The following is a 17,279-nucleotide window of genomic DNA, read 5'->3' on the forward strand; positions in this document are numbered from 1 at the left end:
GACTGCATGTATTCTTGGGGAGGTGTTTAAGTAGATGAGTAAACTTTTGGGTATAAATGAGTAAGCGGCAATAATCAAAAAACTTGCGACCTTCCCTACACGCTATATTGGGATTGATTTTCTGTATATGTTTTATATTTTTCCAGTTATCGATCAACTTCTCCATGTTCAAATGGGGGAATCGCTCATCAACATAATGTTGTAATGTAGAAGCAGTTTAATTTAGGGTTGTGCTAATAAATTTTGAAACTAAATAGGGTCACTCGTCACTATATTATTTATTAACAAGCAGCTGTGTCACCGCAGAACTTTCCCGGCGCCGTAAAAAAGAGTCACTGCTTAGTGAATGGTTTGTTGAGGTTTGGACTTTTCGCTGCTCTTTTTGGCGGCGACATCAGCATTCTCTTCTTGGGTCAAATAACTGCGGGTAATGATTGGCTTCTCGAGATGGTGAATCAGTTTGCTCATAAAATAATCCATGTGCTCAGTCTGATAGTGGCCTTGTAGACTAGCGGCGTTCTCCCATTCCTGTAACAAAATGATCTGATTGGAATCGGTGATACCTTCGAAATACTCGTAACTGATGCAGCCTTGTTCTTTTCTGCACAGCAGAACCATGTTCTTCATCAAATCAATAACTTCTGACTTCGATTTGCTTAACAAGTGAAATGTGTTTTGAACTATTATCATATTTTGGAGCCGCATGGTGAATTTAAGGTTCGATAGCATCAATAGAGATCATTGCTGTCTTCAATGTAGATTCTTCAGTGCCAGTTGTGTAGATCGCAGGTAGCTGTTCGTCTTTAAAAATATATATGGTGCTTTTTGAGCAAAACTCAATCTAGCTGAACAGTATCGCTGAGATTCATTAAAAACTAAGGGCTCATTCGTAAGCGTTTACAACGTATCAAACAAGCCAGATTAAGCGTTGATACTGATGGTTTATTTTATTATTTACATACCGTATTTAGGAGCATCGAACTCATCACTCATCCTAAGAACGTTTAGATAAAAGAAATACTGTGATAAGTGTTTGAAGCACTTCCTACAGCAGAATAATATTAGGCATCGAGGTGTTAACCAGGCTCGTCATACATACGCAAGTCATGTGATCACGACTGGTGTTGCTGAAAGATGGATAGCCAAACAAATGGGGCATACATCAATTGAATATTAGAAAAACTTTATGGGCGTTAGATACAGAATTGCTTATTATGGCCTCTGCTCTATCAAAATTGATTTACAGCCACTTAAGCGTTGCCCAAAAAAATGATATAAAAGATAAGATATGGAATTTACAAGATAAATGGTGCCCGGGGCCGGACTTGAACCGGCACGTCCTTACGAACGAGGGATTTTAAATCCCTTGTGTCTACCAATTTCACCACCCGGGCAACGGGGGTACTTGTATTACTACAAGCTGGTATTGCTAAGCATATATGGAGGCGGAACCCGGAGTCGAACCGAGATACACGGATTTGCAATCCGCTGCATAGCCATTCTGCCATTCCGCCATTCCGCTATATACGATTGTAAAATAAAACCTATTCTACGATAAGCTTCAAAAAAAAGAAATTGGAGCGGGAAACGAGATTCGAACTCGCGACCCCAACCTTGGCAAGGTTGTGCTCTACCACTGAGCTATTCCCGCATAATTTACATTTCATTTTGTTCCAGTTTAGTTGCGCGCTTTGCGAGTAACTCGCTTAGCTCCCTAAATCTGAGGCTGCATTCTACATTCAAAGTATTATGTGTCAACCACAAAAAGCAGGTTTTTGAACTGACTGGCTGAATTTTGACTGAAACGCGCTAAAATTGCACAAAAGGAATTTATTGATGAAAGCTTTCCACATTTTTCTGATCATCCCATGCGGCTTTTGTATAAACCAGCATTGACCAGAATGACAATATTGCGGCGAAATACAATAGTATGTATCCCAATGACACCCAATATATTTGTATACCCATAAAATATTCCATTTCTGACAACAAACCAATTAACGCTAACATTTGCGCCATGGTTTTAGATTTACCTATAAAAGATACTTTGACTAAGTCTTGTTTGCCCTGTTGTCCCATCCATTCTCTTAACGCTGAGATATAGATTTCCCGAGACATTAATAATATTGCCGGCACTGTTATCCAAGGTGTCTCGTAGCTATGGGTAATTAATAACAAGGCGGCAGCCACAATGAGCTTGTCGGCCACGGGATCTAAAAACGCACCAAAAGCGCTGGTCTGGTTTAACTTTCGCGCTAGGTAACCGTCAAACCAATCGGTGATGGCCGCAAACCAAAATATAAAGGCGCCCGCTTGATGTGCCCATTTCCAATCTAAAAAATAGACGAATACAAACACAGGTATAAGTAGCACTCTGACCACGGTAATGATATTAGGAACAGTCCACATCTAATTTCTCTATATTCTGTGTAATTGTAAAATGAGTGTATTAGGTTTTAAAACAAGGTCATTAACCCACATGCAGTGAATAATTTCAAAGCTCAATTGTGAATATGCTCATAAATAATTTCGGCAAGTTCTTCACTGATACCCGGCACATTAGCAATCTCGCCTTTACTAGCCTGCAATATTCCGTGTAAGCCCCCCATATATTTTAGTAAATTTTGCCTTCTTTTTGAACCTACTCCCGGAATGGACTGTAACTTTGAGGTGGTTTTTTCTTTTTGACGTCTTTGCCTGTGCCCTGTTATGGCGAAACGGTGGGCTTCATCACGAATGTGTTGGATTAAATGTAATGCAGCGCAGTCACCAGCCATGGGAATAGTAGCGTGACTTCCTGCCATTATTAGGGTTTCTAAACCCGCTTTTCGGCTGCTGCCTTTTGCAACACCAATTAATAATGGTTTTTTGTCTTGTTTCCAATCGTCGAAGTAGGCCTCTGCTTGGGCAAGTTGCCCTTTACCGCCATCAATAAATAAAATATCGGGTATTTTGCTTTCGTCTTTCACATCTCGATAACGCCGTGCCAGCGCTTGTGCCATCGCTGCATAATCATCTCCAGGGGTTATGTCCTCAATGTTATAAGCGGCGATAATCGGTTTTGTAGGGCCCTTCCCTGTTAAACACCACACAAGATGCTACGGTTTGTTGACCAGACGTATGGCTGATATCAAAACATTCCATACGTTGAATAGGTTGTTCAAATTCTAATATTTTTTCTAATTCGATATAACGAGCAAACACCGATTTTTGATGACTTTGCCGCGACTCTAAAGCTATTTCAGCATTAGTATTAGCTAGGTCAAGGTAACGACGTTTTTCGTCTCTTACGCCCTTGTAGAACTGAACTTTACGTTCAGCTTGCTTGCTTAACATTTCCTCAATGGCGGTCTGCTCTTCTAATTCGCAAGGGATCACGATTTGCTGAGGGGTAATTTTGTTGCCCGCAAGGTAAAACTGTAAAACAAAAGATTGAAACACTTCTGCATCACTCGACTGGGCGGGTACTTTTGGATAAAAACTTTTACTGCCAAGTAATTTGTTATCACGAATAAACATGCATTGAATGACTGCAATACCGTTACGATAGGCAAAACCAAACACATCCATTTCTTGTTGATTACCGCTGACCCACTGTTGTTCTTGCACCTTATTTAACGCCCCAATCTGGTCGCGATATCGAGCGGCGGCTTCAAATCGAAGATCAATACTGGCTTGTTCCATCTTGCCAACCAAAGAGTCAATAACTTGCTTGTTTTTACCTTTTAGAAATAACCGTGCGTATTGCACTTGTTGTGAATACTCTTCCTCACTCACCAAACCTTCGACACAAGGGCCAGCACAGCGTTGTAATTGGTATTGTAAACAGGGGCGTGTTCTAGCGCGGTAATAACTGTCTTCACATTGGCGGATGGGGAACAAACGCTGCATGGTGCGCAAACTCTCGCGTACCGCCCAAGCGCTGGGATAAGGGCCAAAGTATTCGCCTTTGAGTTTTTTAGGGCCGCGGTGATTACTTAATCTTGGGTGGGTATGATCAGATAGAAATATAAAAGGATAAGACTTATCGTCTCTTAACAGCACGTTATACCGAGGTTTATATTTCTTTATATAGTTATTTTCGAGAATAAAGGCTTCAGCCTCACTGTGCACAACTGTGACGTCCATTTCACAAATCTGTTTAACCAGCGACCGAGTCTTAATGCTATCAACCGTGCTTCGAAAATAGCTAGCCACCCGTTTTTTTAGATTTTTTGCTTTTCCCACATAAATCACTTCCTCTTTTTGATTGTACATCCGGTAAACGCCCGGTTGATTGGTCAGATTTTTGAGGAAGGCTTGATGATCGAAAGGTTCGTCAGTGCTAATGCTCATTGATGTCAGTCGGTCTACAAATGATCAGAAGATATTAATTTATTTCGCAAAGCAAGGTGAGTCAGCTCAACATCAGTACTGACGTTGAGTTTTTCAAACATCCTATAACGATAGGTATTGACCGTTTTGGCACTGATATTTAGATACACTGCTATATCGGGAACTCTGGCACCTTTGGTTAACATTAACGTAATTTCGAGCTCTCGTTCTGACAATTGTTCAAAAGGATTACTATCGTTTAAATTAAGTTGCCCAAGTGCAATCTGTTGGGCTATATCGGGTGACACATACTTTTGCCCCGCAGCTACTTTGTAAATTGCTTTGATCATCTCTTCAGGATCAGAGTCTTTGGTTAAATAACCAAACGCCCCCATTTGCATAACTTTAGCGGGGATTGGATTTTCTTTGTGAACTGATAACACTATCACCCGAGTATTTTCAGAAAAACGTAGAATTTGCTTAGTGGCTTCTAAACCACCAATTCCCGGCATACTCATGTCCATTAACACTAAGTCTGGTGCATGGTTTCGACAAAATTTAACCGCATCTTCACCATTGGTGGCTTCCCCCACCACCTCAAAATCAGATACATCTTCTAAAATACGACGGATACCCGTTCTGACTAATTCATGGTCATCGACTAAAAGCAATTTAATCAAAATAAAGCTCTCTTTATTGTTATCGGTAAAAATGAGTACTGAGTCTGTTCCAACCTTGGATGGTATCTGTCAGTCCTTGTCCAATATTATACGCATAACATTGCTCAACCTGACATCGAATAACCCATCTATTTTCACAATGTGCAATAGATTGTGGTTTACTCGGCTTACCACCACAACGGCAATCTAGCAGTATATCGGCAGCCCCTTTTTTAAGTTCAGGTCGGCCCTTTTTTTTATTAAAAGTGTTCATACTTACTAATGTGAAACATTGCATATGTCTAAGAGCATAAAGGATTACATAACAAAACCATAATGAAAGTCGCAATAACTATAATTTTCAGCTTGACTGTTAACATGCTTTAAATATACGTTCAAATCATGATTGGTGCTCACCGCCTCTATTAACTTTTAACTGAGGCGACGTTCGAAAGTAATGGCATATTCCTTTCAAAAAACTAGAAAGAATACTTTAAGACACTGACTCAATTGATTTTTGCTAGATTTAAAAAAAGCTATTATGTGCTGAATTAGCTTAAATCAGGTACTTTTGCCTTTGTTATCCAATAATAGAGAGACCTATCTGAGATACTTAAACGCTCAAAAATTCTGTATAGAAAAACCTTTTTAACCACTTGGCGATCGACTTCTGGTTTAAATTCATCTGGATATTTTTCATTCATAACTCGTTTTACCTTACTAAATTTTCTAAGTAAAAAGTGTTTGCTGAATAAGTGAAAAATCGCCATGCCCTCAGTTGTGATCCGGCTAATCAGAGTTTGTTCACCAAAGCTTGTTGGAACAAACTAGAATAGCTTTAGCTAGCTTGCACCACAGGTGAGCTATAGGGAAATAGCGAATAAAAACGTTCCTGGCGTTTTGTCGAATCGCGGAGGGACCATCTTTCCAATTGATTGCACCGATAAATTTTAAACAATAAAAAACCCGCAACAAGTGCGGGTTCTTTAAATATGGCGGATAGCGAGGGATGTACTCAAATACATCCATGTATTTGCCCCTTTGGGCGCAGAAGCGGTACAAAATGTTCCAGACATTTTGTCGAACTGCGGGGGTTCTCATCCCTCTAATTGATATTGATGATAAATTTTGGGCAATAAAAAACCCGCAGCATGTGCGGGTTTCTTAAATGTGGCGGATAGCGAGGGATTCGAACCCCCGGTAGGTTTGACCCTACGTCTGATTTCAAGTCAGGTGCATTAAACCGAGCTCTGCCAGCTATCCGAAATCTTTCTCAACTCATTGTGACAATGATAAATATTATCTGCTGCCCCGAATTGAGGATGCGAATAATAGTGACGTTTATAGAGCTTGTAAAGTCCTAATTGAACAAAAGATACTGATTGATTATAGTTTGAACGGATTGGGTGCATTTACATCAAGTTACGATTGGAGTGCAGAATTAATGAAGAATTAAATACGTTATTACTTGAAAAAGTGAACCAAACACCATACAAAGAGACTATAAATTAAGAATTATTTTAATTTACGTCTTGGAGAATACAATGGAACAAAGATCTTCCTATACCAGTGCAGGTGAAGCATCGGTATTGCAAACCAACAAAGTACTTAGAAATACTTATATGTTGCTGGCTATGACATTAACATTCAGCGCAGTTTGTGCTGGAATTGCAATGTCTATGGGCCTAGGCAGAGGCACAGCTATGATGATGAGTCTTGGTGCGCTGGTGATGATTTTCTTCCTCAATAAAGCTGCGCAAAGCTCAATGGGCATTTTATTTGTATTTGTTTTTACAGGTTTGTTGGGCGCGTCCTTAGGGCCAATGTTAAATCATTACGCAGGTTTTCCAGGTGGTTCTCAAACAATTTTACAAGCGCTTGGGACAACTGCCTTGGTATTCTTCGGTTTATCTGGATATGTATTAACCACCAAAAAAGACTTCTCTTTTATGGGCGGTTTTTTGCTTGTCGGTCTAATTGTTGCCGTAGTCGCTTCAATTGCGAATATTTTCTTGGGTATCCCAGCGCTTAGCTTGCCGTTAGTGCAGCCATTGTGTTTATTATGTCTGGGTTAATTTTATATGACACTAGCCGCATAATTAATGGCGGCGAAACTAACTATATTCGTGCAACCGTATCTATGTACTTAAACATATATAACTTGTTCACTTCCATACTCCACCTTTTAGGCATATTTGGAAGTGATGATTAACATCAAAAAATAATCACTTTAAAAACGCCTCAGCATGCTGGGGCATTTTTTTATGTTACATTTACCAAAATCATTTAAAGTTTAATTATGTCGTCATTTACCTTATTGGTTACCTCAGCATCCTACTCCGACCAAAGCGCTTATAGTGCTTATCGCTTTGCTGTGGCAGCAGTAGAGTCAACTCATTTAATAAAAGGTATCTTTTTTTATCAAGGTGGTACCTTAAATGGCAGTGAACTACAGCTAATACCATCAAATGAATTCAATTTGCATCAAGCATGGAAACAACTGTCAGCAGATCACAACATTCCACTTATGGTGTGTGTCAGTGCTGCTAACAAGCGTGGCATTACCAGTGTCCAAGACGCTGAAGCCGCTGACCAAATACATCATAGTTTGTCGCCTGAATTTCAATCTGTAGGCTTAGGCGATTTAGCCATATTATTGGCTGATAGTGATAGATTGGTGCAATTTTGACGGCCTCTACTATCGGCATACTGAATAAATCAGCCCCTTACGGAAACGTTAATGGTCAGGAGAGTCTGGATATGGTGTTAGCTATGAGTAACTTTGGTCAGGACGTGAATCTGTTTTTCATCGAAGATGGTGTATTACAGTTAGTTAAAGGGCAAACACCAGATTCGATACAACACAAGGCCTATCACAAGACCTTTGCTGCTTTGGGCTTTTACGATATAAATAATATCTACGTTTGCCAACAGAGCATATTAGAGCGAAACATAGAGGTAACAGACCTATTGATACCCGTCACCCTAATTGAACCAGATCAACTTACCGCTTTAATGAGTGAAAGTGCACAAGTGATGGTGTTTTAATGATTTTACATAAAATATCGACCAGTCCATTTGCAGACCAAACATTGCTACAATGCCTAAAACGAATACAGCCAACAGATAAATTATTGCTAATACAAGATGCCGTATATGCCATGGTTAAAGGGGACTTAGTCGATAGTTTATTCGAACAAGGGCCGATTTATGTATTAAATGAAGACGTCCAGGCCAGAGGGTTAAAAATAGAGAACAATCTATATCATGGTATATCCTATCCTGAATTTGTAGCTCTCACCCTTGAATGTAAACAAGTCATAAGTTGGTAAGCCATGGAATATAGTTTTGAATTTAATGGCCAACAATTGGCAGTAGATAAAGCAGGTTATCTACTTAATGTTGAAGATTGGCAAGCTGAATTAGCTCCAATTTTGGCTGCGACAGAAAATATTGAACTAACCGATAACCACTGGGAAGTGGTGAATTTTGTGCGCTATTTTTACCTTGAATTTAATACCAGCCCTGCGATGCGAGCATTAGTTAAAGCTATGGCCAATGAATTTGGCCCGGAAAAAGGTAATAGTCGTTATTTGTTTAAACTTTTCCCAAAAGGCCCCGCCAAACAAGCCACAAAAATAGCGGGCTTACCGAAACCGGCTAAGTGTTTGTAACGTGAGAATTCATCGAAACAAACTACAGAGCGAAGCGTATACAGATTTTTGAGGTCACATTTGCGCAACTTCCATATCAATCAGTGATCACCTCACGGGGTTCAGGTGCAAGGCGCATATTTAAAACGTGACATTTAACAAGGCACCCTTCCTAATTATTGACGACCGCTTCTCAAAAACTCCTAGTCGGCATCGCCGATGCTCTTGATTTACCCTCGACTTAAAGCTCGCCGATTATTAGTTGAATTTAGTAGGGCAATTTGCAGGGATGCAAATTGAGCTCGCTATTGCCGGGAGCAAGTGCGAACGACCTGCTAAATTTGCCTAATAATTGGTTGAAGAGCATTGCCCTCGAGCGGCCTTTTTTGCCTACTTTTTTTGGCTGTAGCAAAAAAGTAGGTTGGACGAAGGGATTTGTTTGAAAAATGTCATGGATGACAGTATGCGAAGCATATGCTTTAAAAGCTTGAAATCCACATGAACTTGCGGAAGCAGGAGCAGGTTCGATTAACCCGACAGTATTGAATATAAAACAAAAAAGGTGAGCCGAAGCTCACCTTTCCTAACTCAAATAAAATCTAACCCTCTAACCAATTTTCTGCAACCCACTCATATAAGGCTGTAATACTTTAGGAATACTTACAGAGCCATCCACTTGCTGATTGTTCTCTAAAATAGCGACGAGGGTTCTTCCAACGGCTAAACCTGAACCATTAAGGGTATGCAATAGTTCAGGTTTGTTACCCTGCTCTTCACGATAGCGGGCTTGCATCCTGCGGGCTTGGAAGTCCAACATATTTGAACATGATGAAATTTCACGATAGGTATCTTGAGCAGGTAACCACACTTCTAAGTCATATGTTTTACACGCTCCGAACCCCATGTCGCCAGTACATAGCAACATTTTACGATAAGGTAATTCAAGTAATTGAAGCACCTTTTCAGCATGTTGTGTTAGTTCTTCCAATGCGTCAAAAGAAGTATCTGGTGTTACCAGTTGCACTAGTTCCACTTTCTCAAACTGATGTAAGCGGATCAGTCCACGGGTATCACGACCATGAGACCCCGCTTCACTTCGAAAACAAGGACTAAAAGCCGTCATTTTCAAAGGTAAATCTTTCATTCTATATATTTCATCCCGAGCAATATTAGCTAAGGGTACTTCTGATGTGGGTATGAGTGATAAACCCTGCCCTTCTTCAGTGGCAGGTTTAGTATGAAAAGAGTCACCTTCAAACTTAGGGAACTGGCCGGTGCCTGTCATGCTTTCATGGTTGACCAATAACGGCACGTTGGTTTCCTCGTAGCCATGTTCTTGTGTATGTAAGTCCAACATAAACTGGGCGATAGCACGATTAAGACGAGCAATTTGACCACGCATAACCACAAAACGTGCCCCCGCTAATTTTGAACCCGCATCAAAATCCACACCTTTACTGAGGTCTGCACCAATATCTACATGGTCTCTTATAGCAAAGTCAAATTGACGAGGTGTACCCCAACGACTGATTTCAAGGTTGTCATTTTCATCTTCACCTAAAGGCACTGAGTCGTCAGGTAAATTGGGGATAGTGTGTGACTGCGCAGCAATTTTTTCTAATAACACCGACAACTCAGCTTTTGCTGAATCTAATTCATCACCCAGCTTTCCGACTTCTGCCAATAGAGGCTGAATATCTTCGCCCAAAGCTTTAGCTTTACCAATAGATTTAGAACGCACATTGCGTGCGTTTTGTAATTCTTGGGTTTTAATCTGTAATGACTTGCGCTTTTCTTCTAATTCAATAAAGGTATTTACGTCTAATTCAAACCCTCTTCTTTTTAGTTTTTCTGCAGTGTGTTGAATATCACCACGTAAATATTTTGGATCTAACATATTGTTTTATCTAACCTTTAACTAATTGAGTACCTAACCATGCTGCAAAAAGGCAACATAATATATTTAAAGTGACGTTAAGTGCAGCTTTGAACCACAAGCCTTGTTGAAACAGCATTAACGTGTCTACTGAGAATGTGGAAAATGTAGTAAGCGCACCAAGAAAACCAATTCCAATTGTGGTTCGCCACAAGGCAGCCTCTAATTGACCATGCTCCAGTAATGAGTATAAAAACCCGAGAAAAAATGAACCAACAATGTTGACAAGAAGTGTACCAAAAGGAAAGCCTTTACCAAACCATTGAAGCATCAGTTGCGACAGAAAATAACGCAAACAAGCGCCTAACGCCCCTCCAAGCGCAATAAAAATATAGATAGTCATTGTGTGCATTCTATGAATACCTTTGCTGTGTACTTTGCAAATCCAGCTCCTTTAAAAATTTTAATTTTTCTTGTAGTTTTTTTTCTAAGCCACGATCGCTAGGTTGATAATATTGAGTATCACGTAAACCTTCAGGAAAATAATTTTCTCCTGCCGCATAGGCATGGTTCTCATTATGAGCATAACGGTACTCTTTGCCGCAGCCCAAGTCTTTCATCAAGCTAGTGGGGGCATTTCTTAAATGTCCTGGTACAGAGCTATCTGAAGTGTCTTTTGCGTGTTGTACGGCTGTGTTAAATGCTAAATAAACAGCATTACTTTTTGCCGCACTTGCGCAATAGAGGGTGGCTTGTGCAATCGCCCGCTCTCCTTCAGCAGGACCAACCCGCTGAAATATATCCCATGCGTTAAGGCATATTTGCATTGCTCTAGGATCAGCGTTACCGATATCTTCTGTGGCAATCGCTAATAAACGTCTAGCGACATATAAAGGGTCGCATCCGGCGACTAACATACGAGCGTACCAATACAGTGCAGCATCGGGTGCAGAGCCTCGGACAGACTTGTGAAAAGCTGAAATTAAATCATAAAACTGATCGCCATTTTTATCATATTGCGCAACTTTTTCTCCTACGGCGAGTTTTACCATGTCAACAGTGAGTCTTTTGTCGACTGAATCTGCAGGCAAAAAATCAGCGCTTAGCTCTAAATAATTTAACAGACGTCTTGCATCGCCCGCAGCCATATCAATCAACATCGACTTAGCATGGTCGTCTAAGATGATATCAGTCAGCCCTAAACCACGTTTTTTATCCGTTAGCGCTTGTGCAATGACATCACTAAGATCATTCTTACTTAAGCTATTGAGAACATACACTCTAGCTCTGGATAACAAAGCATTATTGAGTTCAAAAGAGGGATTTTCAGTCGTCGCACCAATAAACGTCACTGTGCCGTCTTCGATGTAAGGTAAAAACGCATCTTGCTGGCTTTTATTAAAACGGTGAACTTCGTCTACAAACAAAATGGTGCGCTGACGATGCTGGCTCGCATAATGTTTAGCATTGTCTATCGCCTGACGAATATCTTTAACACCACTACTTACCGCTGACAATCGTTCAATATGGGCTTGGCAATGATTGGCTACCAACTCAGCTAACGTTGTTTTCCCTGTTCCGGGAGGCCCCCACAAGATCATCGAATGGCATTGACCACGCAATAGTGCGGCTCTTAATGGTTTGTCAGGACCAATGATGTGTTGCTGACCATAATACTGTTCAATCACCTGAGGGCGCATACGGGCGGCTAAAGGAGCGAACTGAGCTACAGTGTCACTAATTGTGTCGCTAATTTTGTCGCTAGTTGAATCGTTATTACTGGCTGCGAAATCAAATTCTGTGGTCATGGTTATCGCTGGTCGTCCAACTCGTAACCTTCAGGCATGACAAATAAAAAAGTATCAGCAGGTAATGAATGATTTTGTTTTATATCGGAGAACAACAGCAAACTCTTTTGTTGCTGGCCATCTTGGGTCTCAAGCTCAATTAAGGTGTCATTGTTAAACACCAAACGTAACGACCCGATACTGCCATTTAGCTTTCGTGGTGAAATGATAAACTGGCTATTCGAATGCCTCACTTCAAACTCGTGCCATTGGCTACTCGCCGGATTGGTTAACAAAATTAACGGATTGTTTTCAAGGGCGATATCAGCACTGTTGACGACAACTTGCTCTAAAAATGGGTCAATATTCCAGATATTATCACCATCAGCCAATAATACACTTTCGTTTGGTTCAAATAACTCCCAGAAAAACTTGTTCGGTTGTTGTAATACGATCCTACCCGTGGATTGTTGCAGTAATGTATTTTCAATATCAACCACTGTTTGCGTGAAATTAGCTTGATAGGTTTCCAGCTTAAGCAGTTTATTCTTTAGCTGCTGTTTGGCATCCAAATCACTTGCAAGGACAAATACACTATTGATTGAGACTGTGATGAATAAAATCATCTGTTTGAGTCGGTATAACTTGTTCATTTATTATAAATTCTTGTAAGGTTAATCTCTAGGGGCCGCCGCCGCTAGTACTTCACGGTTGCCATTATGCCCGGGTGAAGTTACGACGCCACTTTGTTCCATTTGTTCCACCAGTCTCGCTGCGCGGTTGTAACCAATTCTGAATTTTCGCTGCACACCTGATACAGAAGCACGTCTGCTTTCAGTCACAAAAGCCACGGCCTCATCGTAAAACACATCGTATTCTTGATCTGCGTCTTCTGGCTGTTCGCCCGGTAAAAGAATGTCTGTGTTAGCATCGCCGTTTAAAATCTCGTCTATGTATTGCGGTGCACCACGTTTTTTCCAATCTGCTACTACAGCATGCACTTCGTGATCATCCACAAATGCACCATGAATTCGTGTCGGCACACCTGTTCCGGGTGGCAAATACAACATATCCCCAGCGCCTAAAAGGGCCTCTGCACCTCCCTGATCGAGGATAGTGCGTGAATCAATTTTAGAGGACACCTGAAAGGCAATCCGAGTAGGAATGTTAGCTTTAATCAAACCAGTAATAACGTCAACAGAAGGTCTTTGAGTTGCAAGCACTAAGTGAATACCTGCAGCACGCGCTTTTTGCGCAATACGCGCAATTAACTCTTCAACTTTTTTGCCTACAATCATCATCATGTCGGCAAATTCATCAACCACAACCACTATGGCTGGCAGTTTCTCTAAAAAAGGCGCAACAGTTTCCATACTTTCTTCAAACTTCCACAACGGGTCACGAATAGGTTCGCCCGCTTCAATCGCATTCAGCACTTTGGTGTTATACCCTTTTAAATTTCTTACACCAAGGGAAGACATCAATTTGTAGCGGCGTTCCATTTCTCCAACACACCAACGCAATGCGTTGGCAGCTTCTTTCATATCAGTGACAACTTCTGATAGTAAATGAGGAATGCCTTCATAAACCGATAATTCTAACATCTTTGGGTCGATCATGATCATGCGCACATCTTCTGGCGTGGATTTATATAACAGGCTTAGGATCATCACGTTGACACCTACAGATTTACCCGATCCGGTGGTACCCGCCACTAAAAGGTGGGGCATTTTTGCCAAATCGACCACCACAGGTTTCCCCGAAATATCCGCGCCTAATACCATGGTTAATGGTGATTCGGAAGACTGAAATACATCATTGCTGATCACTTCGCTTAAACGCACCATATCGCGTTTTTTATTTGGCAACTCCAAGCCAATAACAGATTTACCTGGGATAACTTCTACCACGCGCACCGAAATCGCAGACATAGAGCGGGCCAAATCTTTTGATAACGTTGTGATTTTACTCACTTTAACCCCTGGAGCTAAATCCATTTCAAAGCGTGTTATGACCGGACCAGGATACACTCCAACCACTTTTGCCTCGATATTAAAATCAGCAAGCTTCGCTTCAAGTAAACGAGAAACAATTTCTAACTCTTCTGGTGTGATAGGGTTTTTAATTTTATCCGCGCGTTCAAGAAGATCAAAAGACGGCATTGGTCCTTGCTCGTTGTTAACACTATTCCCTGATAACATTTCTGGTTCTAGTTCTGGTTCTGACTCTGGCTCGGCGTCTGTCATGACGGGCTCTACTTTAGAAGGACTTCTAGAAAGACTAATTTTCTTTTTTAACTCGCTGATAGACAGTGGGTTTTTCTTTATAGGCTGCGCTTCATCTATAATGCTTTGAGAAATAACTATATCTGCTGGATATGGCTCGTCGTTTAGTGACTCAGAACTATTATTTTTTGACTCTCTACCCCAAAAATCATTACCAGCGTTTTCTTGATCGGCTGGCTCAGGATCTGACTTTTTGAAACTTAAAAGCAGATTAGAAGACTCTTTAAATTTAGCAGGTGTGTGATAAATAAAACTGCTGATACGTATCGCCCACTCGCCAATTTTGTCAACAATTACAACCCACGAAACCCCACTTAAAAGGGTAAAACCTGTACAAAAAAAGCATAATAACAACAGCGTCGTACCTACTAGACTAAAGTAGGGTATCAATGACGAACTCAACACGTCACCTACCATGCCGCCAGAAGTGTAATTATGGATATCTTCTACATTAAGACTTAACAAACCTGTGGTGCCTAACACCAGTAAAATAATACCTATCAGTCTGAGTCCAATGGTCAAATAATCAATCTCTAATAAAGTTTTGGTTTGTTGAAATAAAAACCAACCTAAAAATGCGCAACAAAATGGCAAACTATAAGCAAAAGAACCCAGAATAAAAAATAAGATATCTGCAAACCAAGCACCTATTGGCCCCACCCAATTATGAACATCACTTTGTAATCCTGCTTGACTCCAACCAGGGTCAGCAGGATGAAAAGAGGCCATGGCAAGTAATAGAAAAAACGCAAAGACACAACTTATAATCATGCCTACTTCCATAATTCTTTGAATGCCTGTGAGTCTCGCCATAGTGTTTATTATCGTTATAAGTAACTAGGATGCTAGGTCCTATTAAAATTCATGTATACAAGATACCAGTGCAGTCCTAAAAATCCTAGTTTGCTGGTACCTAATGCTCGTAAATCAATCAATACTGGGATAGAAATTTTATCTCAGGCTTATTTTAACTTGTGTTGACTCTTTTATCTCCTCCATAACCACATAAGTCCGCGATTCACTCACTCCCGGTAAACGAAGTAAAGTGTCACCTAGTAACTTTCGATAACTAGACATATCGGCTACACGTGCCTTTAATAAAAAATCAAAATTACCTGAAACCAGATGGCACTCTTGAATATCCTCATGCTTACGGACCGCAGTAGAAAATTCTTCGAATATATCAACAGATGTTTTAGTTAAGGTGATTTCCACAAAAACCAACATGGCCGCACCCAACAATGATGGATCAACTCTGGCATGATAACCGGTAATGTATCCTTGAGACTCCAGCCTCTTAACTCTCTCTAAACATGGGCTAGCGCTTAATCCAATTTTATTGGCAAGCTCAGAATTAGTGATTTTTCCATTTTTTTGCAACTCAATGAGAATATTTCTATCAATCCTATCAATATGTTTAGGAGTTTTTATTAACATAGAATATTCCGTTTAATTGCAATTTAGCGAAATATTATACTTTTGAATGACTTAATACAAAAAAACTTACTTCAAATATTAACTTATAATTTTGAATTGAAAAATATCCTTATAATTGGAGTGAGTCATGTTAATCGGTGTACCAAAAGAAATAAAAAACCATGAATATAGAGTGGGCTTAACCCCAGCTGCGGTAAAAGAGTTTGTCAATCATTCACACGCAGTATGGGTAGAAACTCTGGCGGGACATTCAATTGGTTTCACTGACGAACAATATATCGTGGCAGGCGCTAAGATCATTGAGAAAGCAGAAATGATTTTCGCCAAAGCTGATATGATCGTAAAGGTAAAAGAGCCCCAACCAAATGAATGTAAAATGTTACGTCCGGGTCAAACCTTGTATACCTATTTGCATTTAGCGCCAGATCCAGTTCAAACTCAGTTATTAGTTAAATCTGGCGCAACTTGTATTGCTTATGAAACCGTAACGGATAATAGACATACCTTACCGCTTTTGGCACCTATGAGTGAAGTAGCCGGAAGAATGTCAGTTCAAGCTGGTGCACATTACTTGGAAAAGGCACAAGGAGGAAGTGGTACTTTATTAGGTGGGGTACCTGGTGTTGCTCCAGGTAAAGTAGTCGTTATTGGTGGTGGTGTCGTAGGGTTAAACGCGGCTAAAATGGCAATGGGCATAGGTGCTGATGTGACTATATTAGACAGATCGCTTAATCGTTTACGTGAATTAGATGATATTTTTGAAGGCAGACTAGCAACCGTATTTTCAACCGCAGAAGCCATTGAATACTATTCTTCTAGAGCAGACTTAGTGATCGGCGCGGTATTAGTTCCCGGTGCTGCAGCACCTAAGCTGCTCAATCGAGAACATATCAAAAACATGAAACCAGGCTCAGTAGTTGTTGATGTGGCTATTGATCAAGGTGGATGTTTTGAAACATCACAAGCCACCACTCATCAGGATCCAGTTTATATCATAGATGAAGTGGTTCATTATTGTGTTGCCAATATGCCAGGCGGTGTAGCACGTACATCAACTATGGCGCTTAATAACGCCACGCTACCTTTTGGTCTAGCCCTAGCCAATAAAGGCCCTAAACAGGCTATGTTAGATGATCCACACTTGATGAATGGTCTAAATGTGCATCAAGGTAAAGTGACGTATAAAGCGGTCGTTGACGCCTTAGGCCAAGAACTTGGCCTTGAGTATATGGATGCTAAAACTGCTTTAGAAACGTTATAATAGACTG

Annotated in this window: 16 protein-coding genes, 4 tRNA genes and 2 pseudogenes; 6 read left to right on the forward strand and 16 right to left on the reverse strand. The window is 40.6% G+C overall.

Annotation, left to right across the window (positions count from 1 at the left end; all coding sequences use genetic code 11):
• Positions 1-339: 339 nt before the first annotated feature.
• The 10 genes and pseudogenes from Q0Y52_RS04205 to Q0Y52_RS04250 all read right to left on the reverse strand — a co-directional run bounded on the left by Q0Y52_RS04205 (position 340) and on the right by Q0Y52_RS04250 (position 6,236).
• Positions 340-690, reverse strand: a complete 351-nt coding sequence (locus Q0Y52_RS04205) for a putative quinol monooxygenase (RefSeq protein WP_297818423.1) — start codon at positions 688-690, stop codon at positions 340-342.
• 617 nt (positions 691-1,307) lie between these two features.
• Positions 1,308-1,394, reverse strand: a tRNA-Leu gene (locus Q0Y52_RS04210).
• 46 nt (positions 1,395-1,440) lie between these two features.
• Positions 1,441-1,514: transfer RNA gene (locus Q0Y52_RS04215), tRNA-Cys, on the reverse strand.
• 62 nt (positions 1,515-1,576) lie between these two features.
• Positions 1,577-1,651, reverse strand: a tRNA-Gly gene (locus Q0Y52_RS04220).
• A 179-nt stretch (positions 1,652-1,830) separates the two neighbouring features.
• The gene (pgsA, locus tag Q0Y52_RS04225) at positions 1,831-2,409 is read right to left on the reverse strand and encodes a CDP-diacylglycerol--glycerol-3-phosphate 3-phosphatidyltransferase (protein WP_297818426.1); all 579 of its coding nucleotides are present in this window, start codon (positions 2,407-2,409) and stop codon (positions 1,831-1,833) included.
• 92 nt (positions 2,410-2,501) lie between these two features.
• A pseudogene (uvrC, locus tag Q0Y52_RS04230) lies at positions 2,502-4,335 on the reverse strand (excinuclease ABC subunit UvrC).
• A 14-nt stretch (positions 4,336-4,349) separates the two neighbouring features.
• Positions 4,350-4,994, reverse strand: a complete 645-nt coding sequence (gene uvrY, locus Q0Y52_RS04235) for a UvrY/SirA/GacA family response regulator transcription factor (protein WP_297818428.1) — start codon at positions 4,992-4,994, stop codon at positions 4,350-4,352.
• Positions 4,995-5,013: 19 nt separating this feature from the next.
• Positions 5,014-5,247, reverse strand: a complete 234-nt coding sequence (locus Q0Y52_RS04240; RefSeq protein WP_297818430.1) for a hypothetical protein — start codon at positions 5,245-5,247, stop codon at positions 5,014-5,016.
• 277 nt (positions 5,248-5,524) lie between these two features.
• Complete coding sequence (locus tag Q0Y52_RS04245) at positions 5,525-5,677, reverse strand: hypothetical protein (RefSeq protein WP_297818432.1); 153 nt, start codon at positions 5,675-5,677, stop codon at positions 5,525-5,527.
• 467 nt (positions 5,678-6,144) lie between these two features.
• Positions 6,145-6,236: transfer RNA gene (locus Q0Y52_RS04250), tRNA-Ser, on the reverse strand.
• A 281-nt stretch (positions 6,237-6,517) separates the two neighbouring features.
• On the opposite strand from Q0Y52_RS04250, the pseudogene Q0Y52_RS04255 reads away from it, so the two are divergent.
• The 5 genes and pseudogenes from Q0Y52_RS04255 (at position 6,518) to Q0Y52_RS04275 (ending at position 8,647) form a co-directional block, all read left to right on the forward strand.
• Positions 6,518-7,185: pseudogene (locus tag Q0Y52_RS04255) on the forward strand (Bax inhibitor-1/YccA family protein).
• 87 nt (positions 7,186-7,272) lie between these two features.
• Positions 7,273-7,662, forward strand: a complete 390-nt coding sequence (tusD, locus tag Q0Y52_RS04260; protein WP_297818434.1) for a sulfurtransferase complex subunit TusD — start codon at positions 7,273-7,275, stop codon at positions 7,660-7,662.
• Positions 7,659-8,021 (forward strand): sulfurtransferase complex subunit TusC, encoded by a 363-nt coding sequence (tusC, locus tag Q0Y52_RS04265; RefSeq protein WP_297818437.1) that lies wholly within the window; start codon positions 7,659-7,661, stop codon positions 8,019-8,021. The genes tusD and tusC overlap by 4 nt, the downstream gene beginning before the upstream one ends.
• Positions 8,021-8,305 (forward strand): sulfurtransferase complex subunit TusB, encoded by a 285-nt coding sequence (tusB, locus tag Q0Y52_RS04270; RefSeq protein ID WP_297818439.1) that lies wholly within the window; start codon positions 8,021-8,023, stop codon positions 8,303-8,305. Before tusC ends, tusB begins: the two co-directional genes overlap by 1 nt.
• Before the next feature lie 3 nt (positions 8,306-8,308).
• A complete protein-coding gene (locus tag Q0Y52_RS04275; protein ID WP_297818441.1) occupies positions 8,309-8,647 on the forward strand; it encodes a TusE/DsrC/DsvC family sulfur relay protein in 339 nt (112 codons plus the stop codon).
• 586 nt (positions 8,648-9,233) lie between these two features.
• Here Q0Y52_RS04275 and serS read toward each other — a convergent pair.
• The 6 genes from serS to lrp all read right to left on the reverse strand — a co-directional run bounded on the left by serS (position 9,234) and on the right by lrp (position 16,011).
• Positions 9,234-10,523 carry a serine--tRNA ligase gene (gene serS, locus Q0Y52_RS04280; RefSeq protein WP_297818444.1) on the reverse strand — a complete coding sequence of 430 codons (1,290 nt, stop codon included), beginning with the start codon at positions 10,521-10,523 and terminating at the stop codon, positions 9,234-9,236.
• Between the two features lie 10 nt (positions 10,524-10,533).
• A complete protein-coding gene (gene crcB, locus Q0Y52_RS04285; RefSeq protein ID WP_297818446.1) occupies positions 10,534-10,914 on the reverse strand; it encodes a fluoride efflux transporter CrcB in 381 nt (126 codons plus the stop codon).
• A 1-nt stretch (position 10,915) separates the two neighbouring features.
• Positions 10,916-12,310: a replication-associated recombination protein A gene (locus Q0Y52_RS04290; RefSeq protein ID WP_297818449.1), complete on the reverse strand. Its 1,395-nt coding sequence runs from the start codon at positions 12,308-12,310 to the stop codon at positions 10,916-10,918.
• Between the two features lie 2 nt (positions 12,311-12,312).
• Entirely contained in the window at positions 12,313-12,942 is a 630-nt protein-coding gene (gene lolA, locus Q0Y52_RS04295) for an outer membrane lipoprotein chaperone LolA (RefSeq protein ID WP_297818451.1), read from the reverse strand.
• Between the two features lie 21 nt (positions 12,943-12,963).
• Positions 12,964-15,387: a DNA translocase FtsK 4TM domain-containing protein gene (locus Q0Y52_RS19390; RefSeq protein WP_366939238.1), complete on the reverse strand. Its 2,424-nt coding sequence runs from the start codon at positions 15,385-15,387 to the stop codon at positions 12,964-12,966.
• Between the two features lie 138 nt (positions 15,388-15,525).
• Entirely contained in the window at positions 15,526-16,011 is a 486-nt protein-coding gene (gene lrp, locus Q0Y52_RS04310) for a leucine-responsive transcriptional regulator Lrp (protein WP_297818454.1), read from the reverse strand.
• A gap of 127 nt (positions 16,012-16,138) precedes the next feature.
• Here lrp and ald point away from each other — a divergent pair, with 127 nt between their 5' ends.
• The gene (gene ald / locus Q0Y52_RS04315; RefSeq protein ID WP_297818457.1) at positions 16,139-17,272 is read left to right on the forward strand and encodes an alanine dehydrogenase; all 1,134 of its coding nucleotides are present in this window, start codon (positions 16,139-16,141) and stop codon (positions 17,270-17,272) included.
• Positions 17,273-17,279: the final 7 nt, after the last annotated feature.

This window comes from uncultured Paraglaciecola sp. (assembly GCF_943787955.1).
Lineage (GTDB): Bacteria > Pseudomonadota > Gammaproteobacteria > Enterobacterales > Alteromonadaceae > Paraglaciecola.

What these genes read in the sequence shown, in the direction of transcription:
- Q0Y52_RS04205 (WP_297818423.1), bottom strand. Translation starts at nt 690, where the DNA reads ATGATAATAGTTCAAAACACATTTCACTTGTTAAGCAAATCGAAGTCA.
- pgsA (WP_297818426.1), bottom strand. Translation starts at nt 2,409, where the DNA reads ATGTGGACTGTTCCTAATATCATTACCGTGGTCAGAGTGCTACTTATA.
- Q0Y52_RS04240 (WP_297818430.1), bottom strand. Translation starts at nt 5,247, where the DNA reads ATGAACACTTTTAATAAAAAAAAGGGCCGACCTGAACTTAAAAAAGGG.
- Q0Y52_RS04245 (WP_297818432.1), bottom strand. Translation starts at nt 5,677, where the DNA reads ATGAATGAAAAATATCCAGATGAATTTAAACCAGAAGTCGATCGCCAA.
- tusD (WP_297818434.1), top strand. Translation starts at nt 7,273, where the DNA reads ATGTCGTCATTTACCTTATTGGTTACCTCAGCATCCTACTCCGACCAA.
- tusB (WP_297818439.1), top strand. Translation starts at nt 8,021, where the DNA reads ATGATTTTACATAAAATATCGACCAGTCCATTTGCAGACCAAACATTG.
- Q0Y52_RS04275 (WP_297818441.1), top strand. Translation starts at nt 8,309, where the DNA reads ATGGAATATAGTTTTGAATTTAATGGCCAACAATTGGCAGTAGATAAA.
- serS (WP_297818444.1), bottom strand. Translation starts at nt 10,523, where the DNA reads ATGTTAGATCCAAAATATTTACGTGGTGATATTCAACACACTGCAGAA.
- crcB (WP_297818446.1), bottom strand. Translation starts at nt 10,914, where the DNA reads ATGCACACAATGACTATCTATATTTTTATTGCGCTTGGAGGGGCGTTA.
- Q0Y52_RS04290 (WP_297818449.1), bottom strand. Translation starts at nt 12,310, where the DNA reads ATGACCACAGAATTTGATTTCGCAGCCAGTAATAACGATTCAACTAGC.
- lolA (WP_297818451.1), bottom strand. Translation starts at nt 12,942, where the DNA reads ATGAACAAGTTATACCGACTCAAACAGATGATTTTATTCATCACAGTC.
- Q0Y52_RS19390 (WP_366939238.1), bottom strand. Translation starts at nt 15,387, where the DNA reads ATGGCGAGACTCACAGGCATTCAAAGAATTATGGAAGTAGGCATGATT.
- lrp (WP_297818454.1), bottom strand. Translation starts at nt 16,011, where the DNA reads ATGTTAATAAAAACTCCTAAACATATTGATAGGATTGATAGAAATATT.
- ald (WP_297818457.1), top strand. Translation starts at nt 16,139, where the DNA reads ATGTTAATCGGTGTACCAAAAGAAATAAAAAACCATGAATATAGAGTG.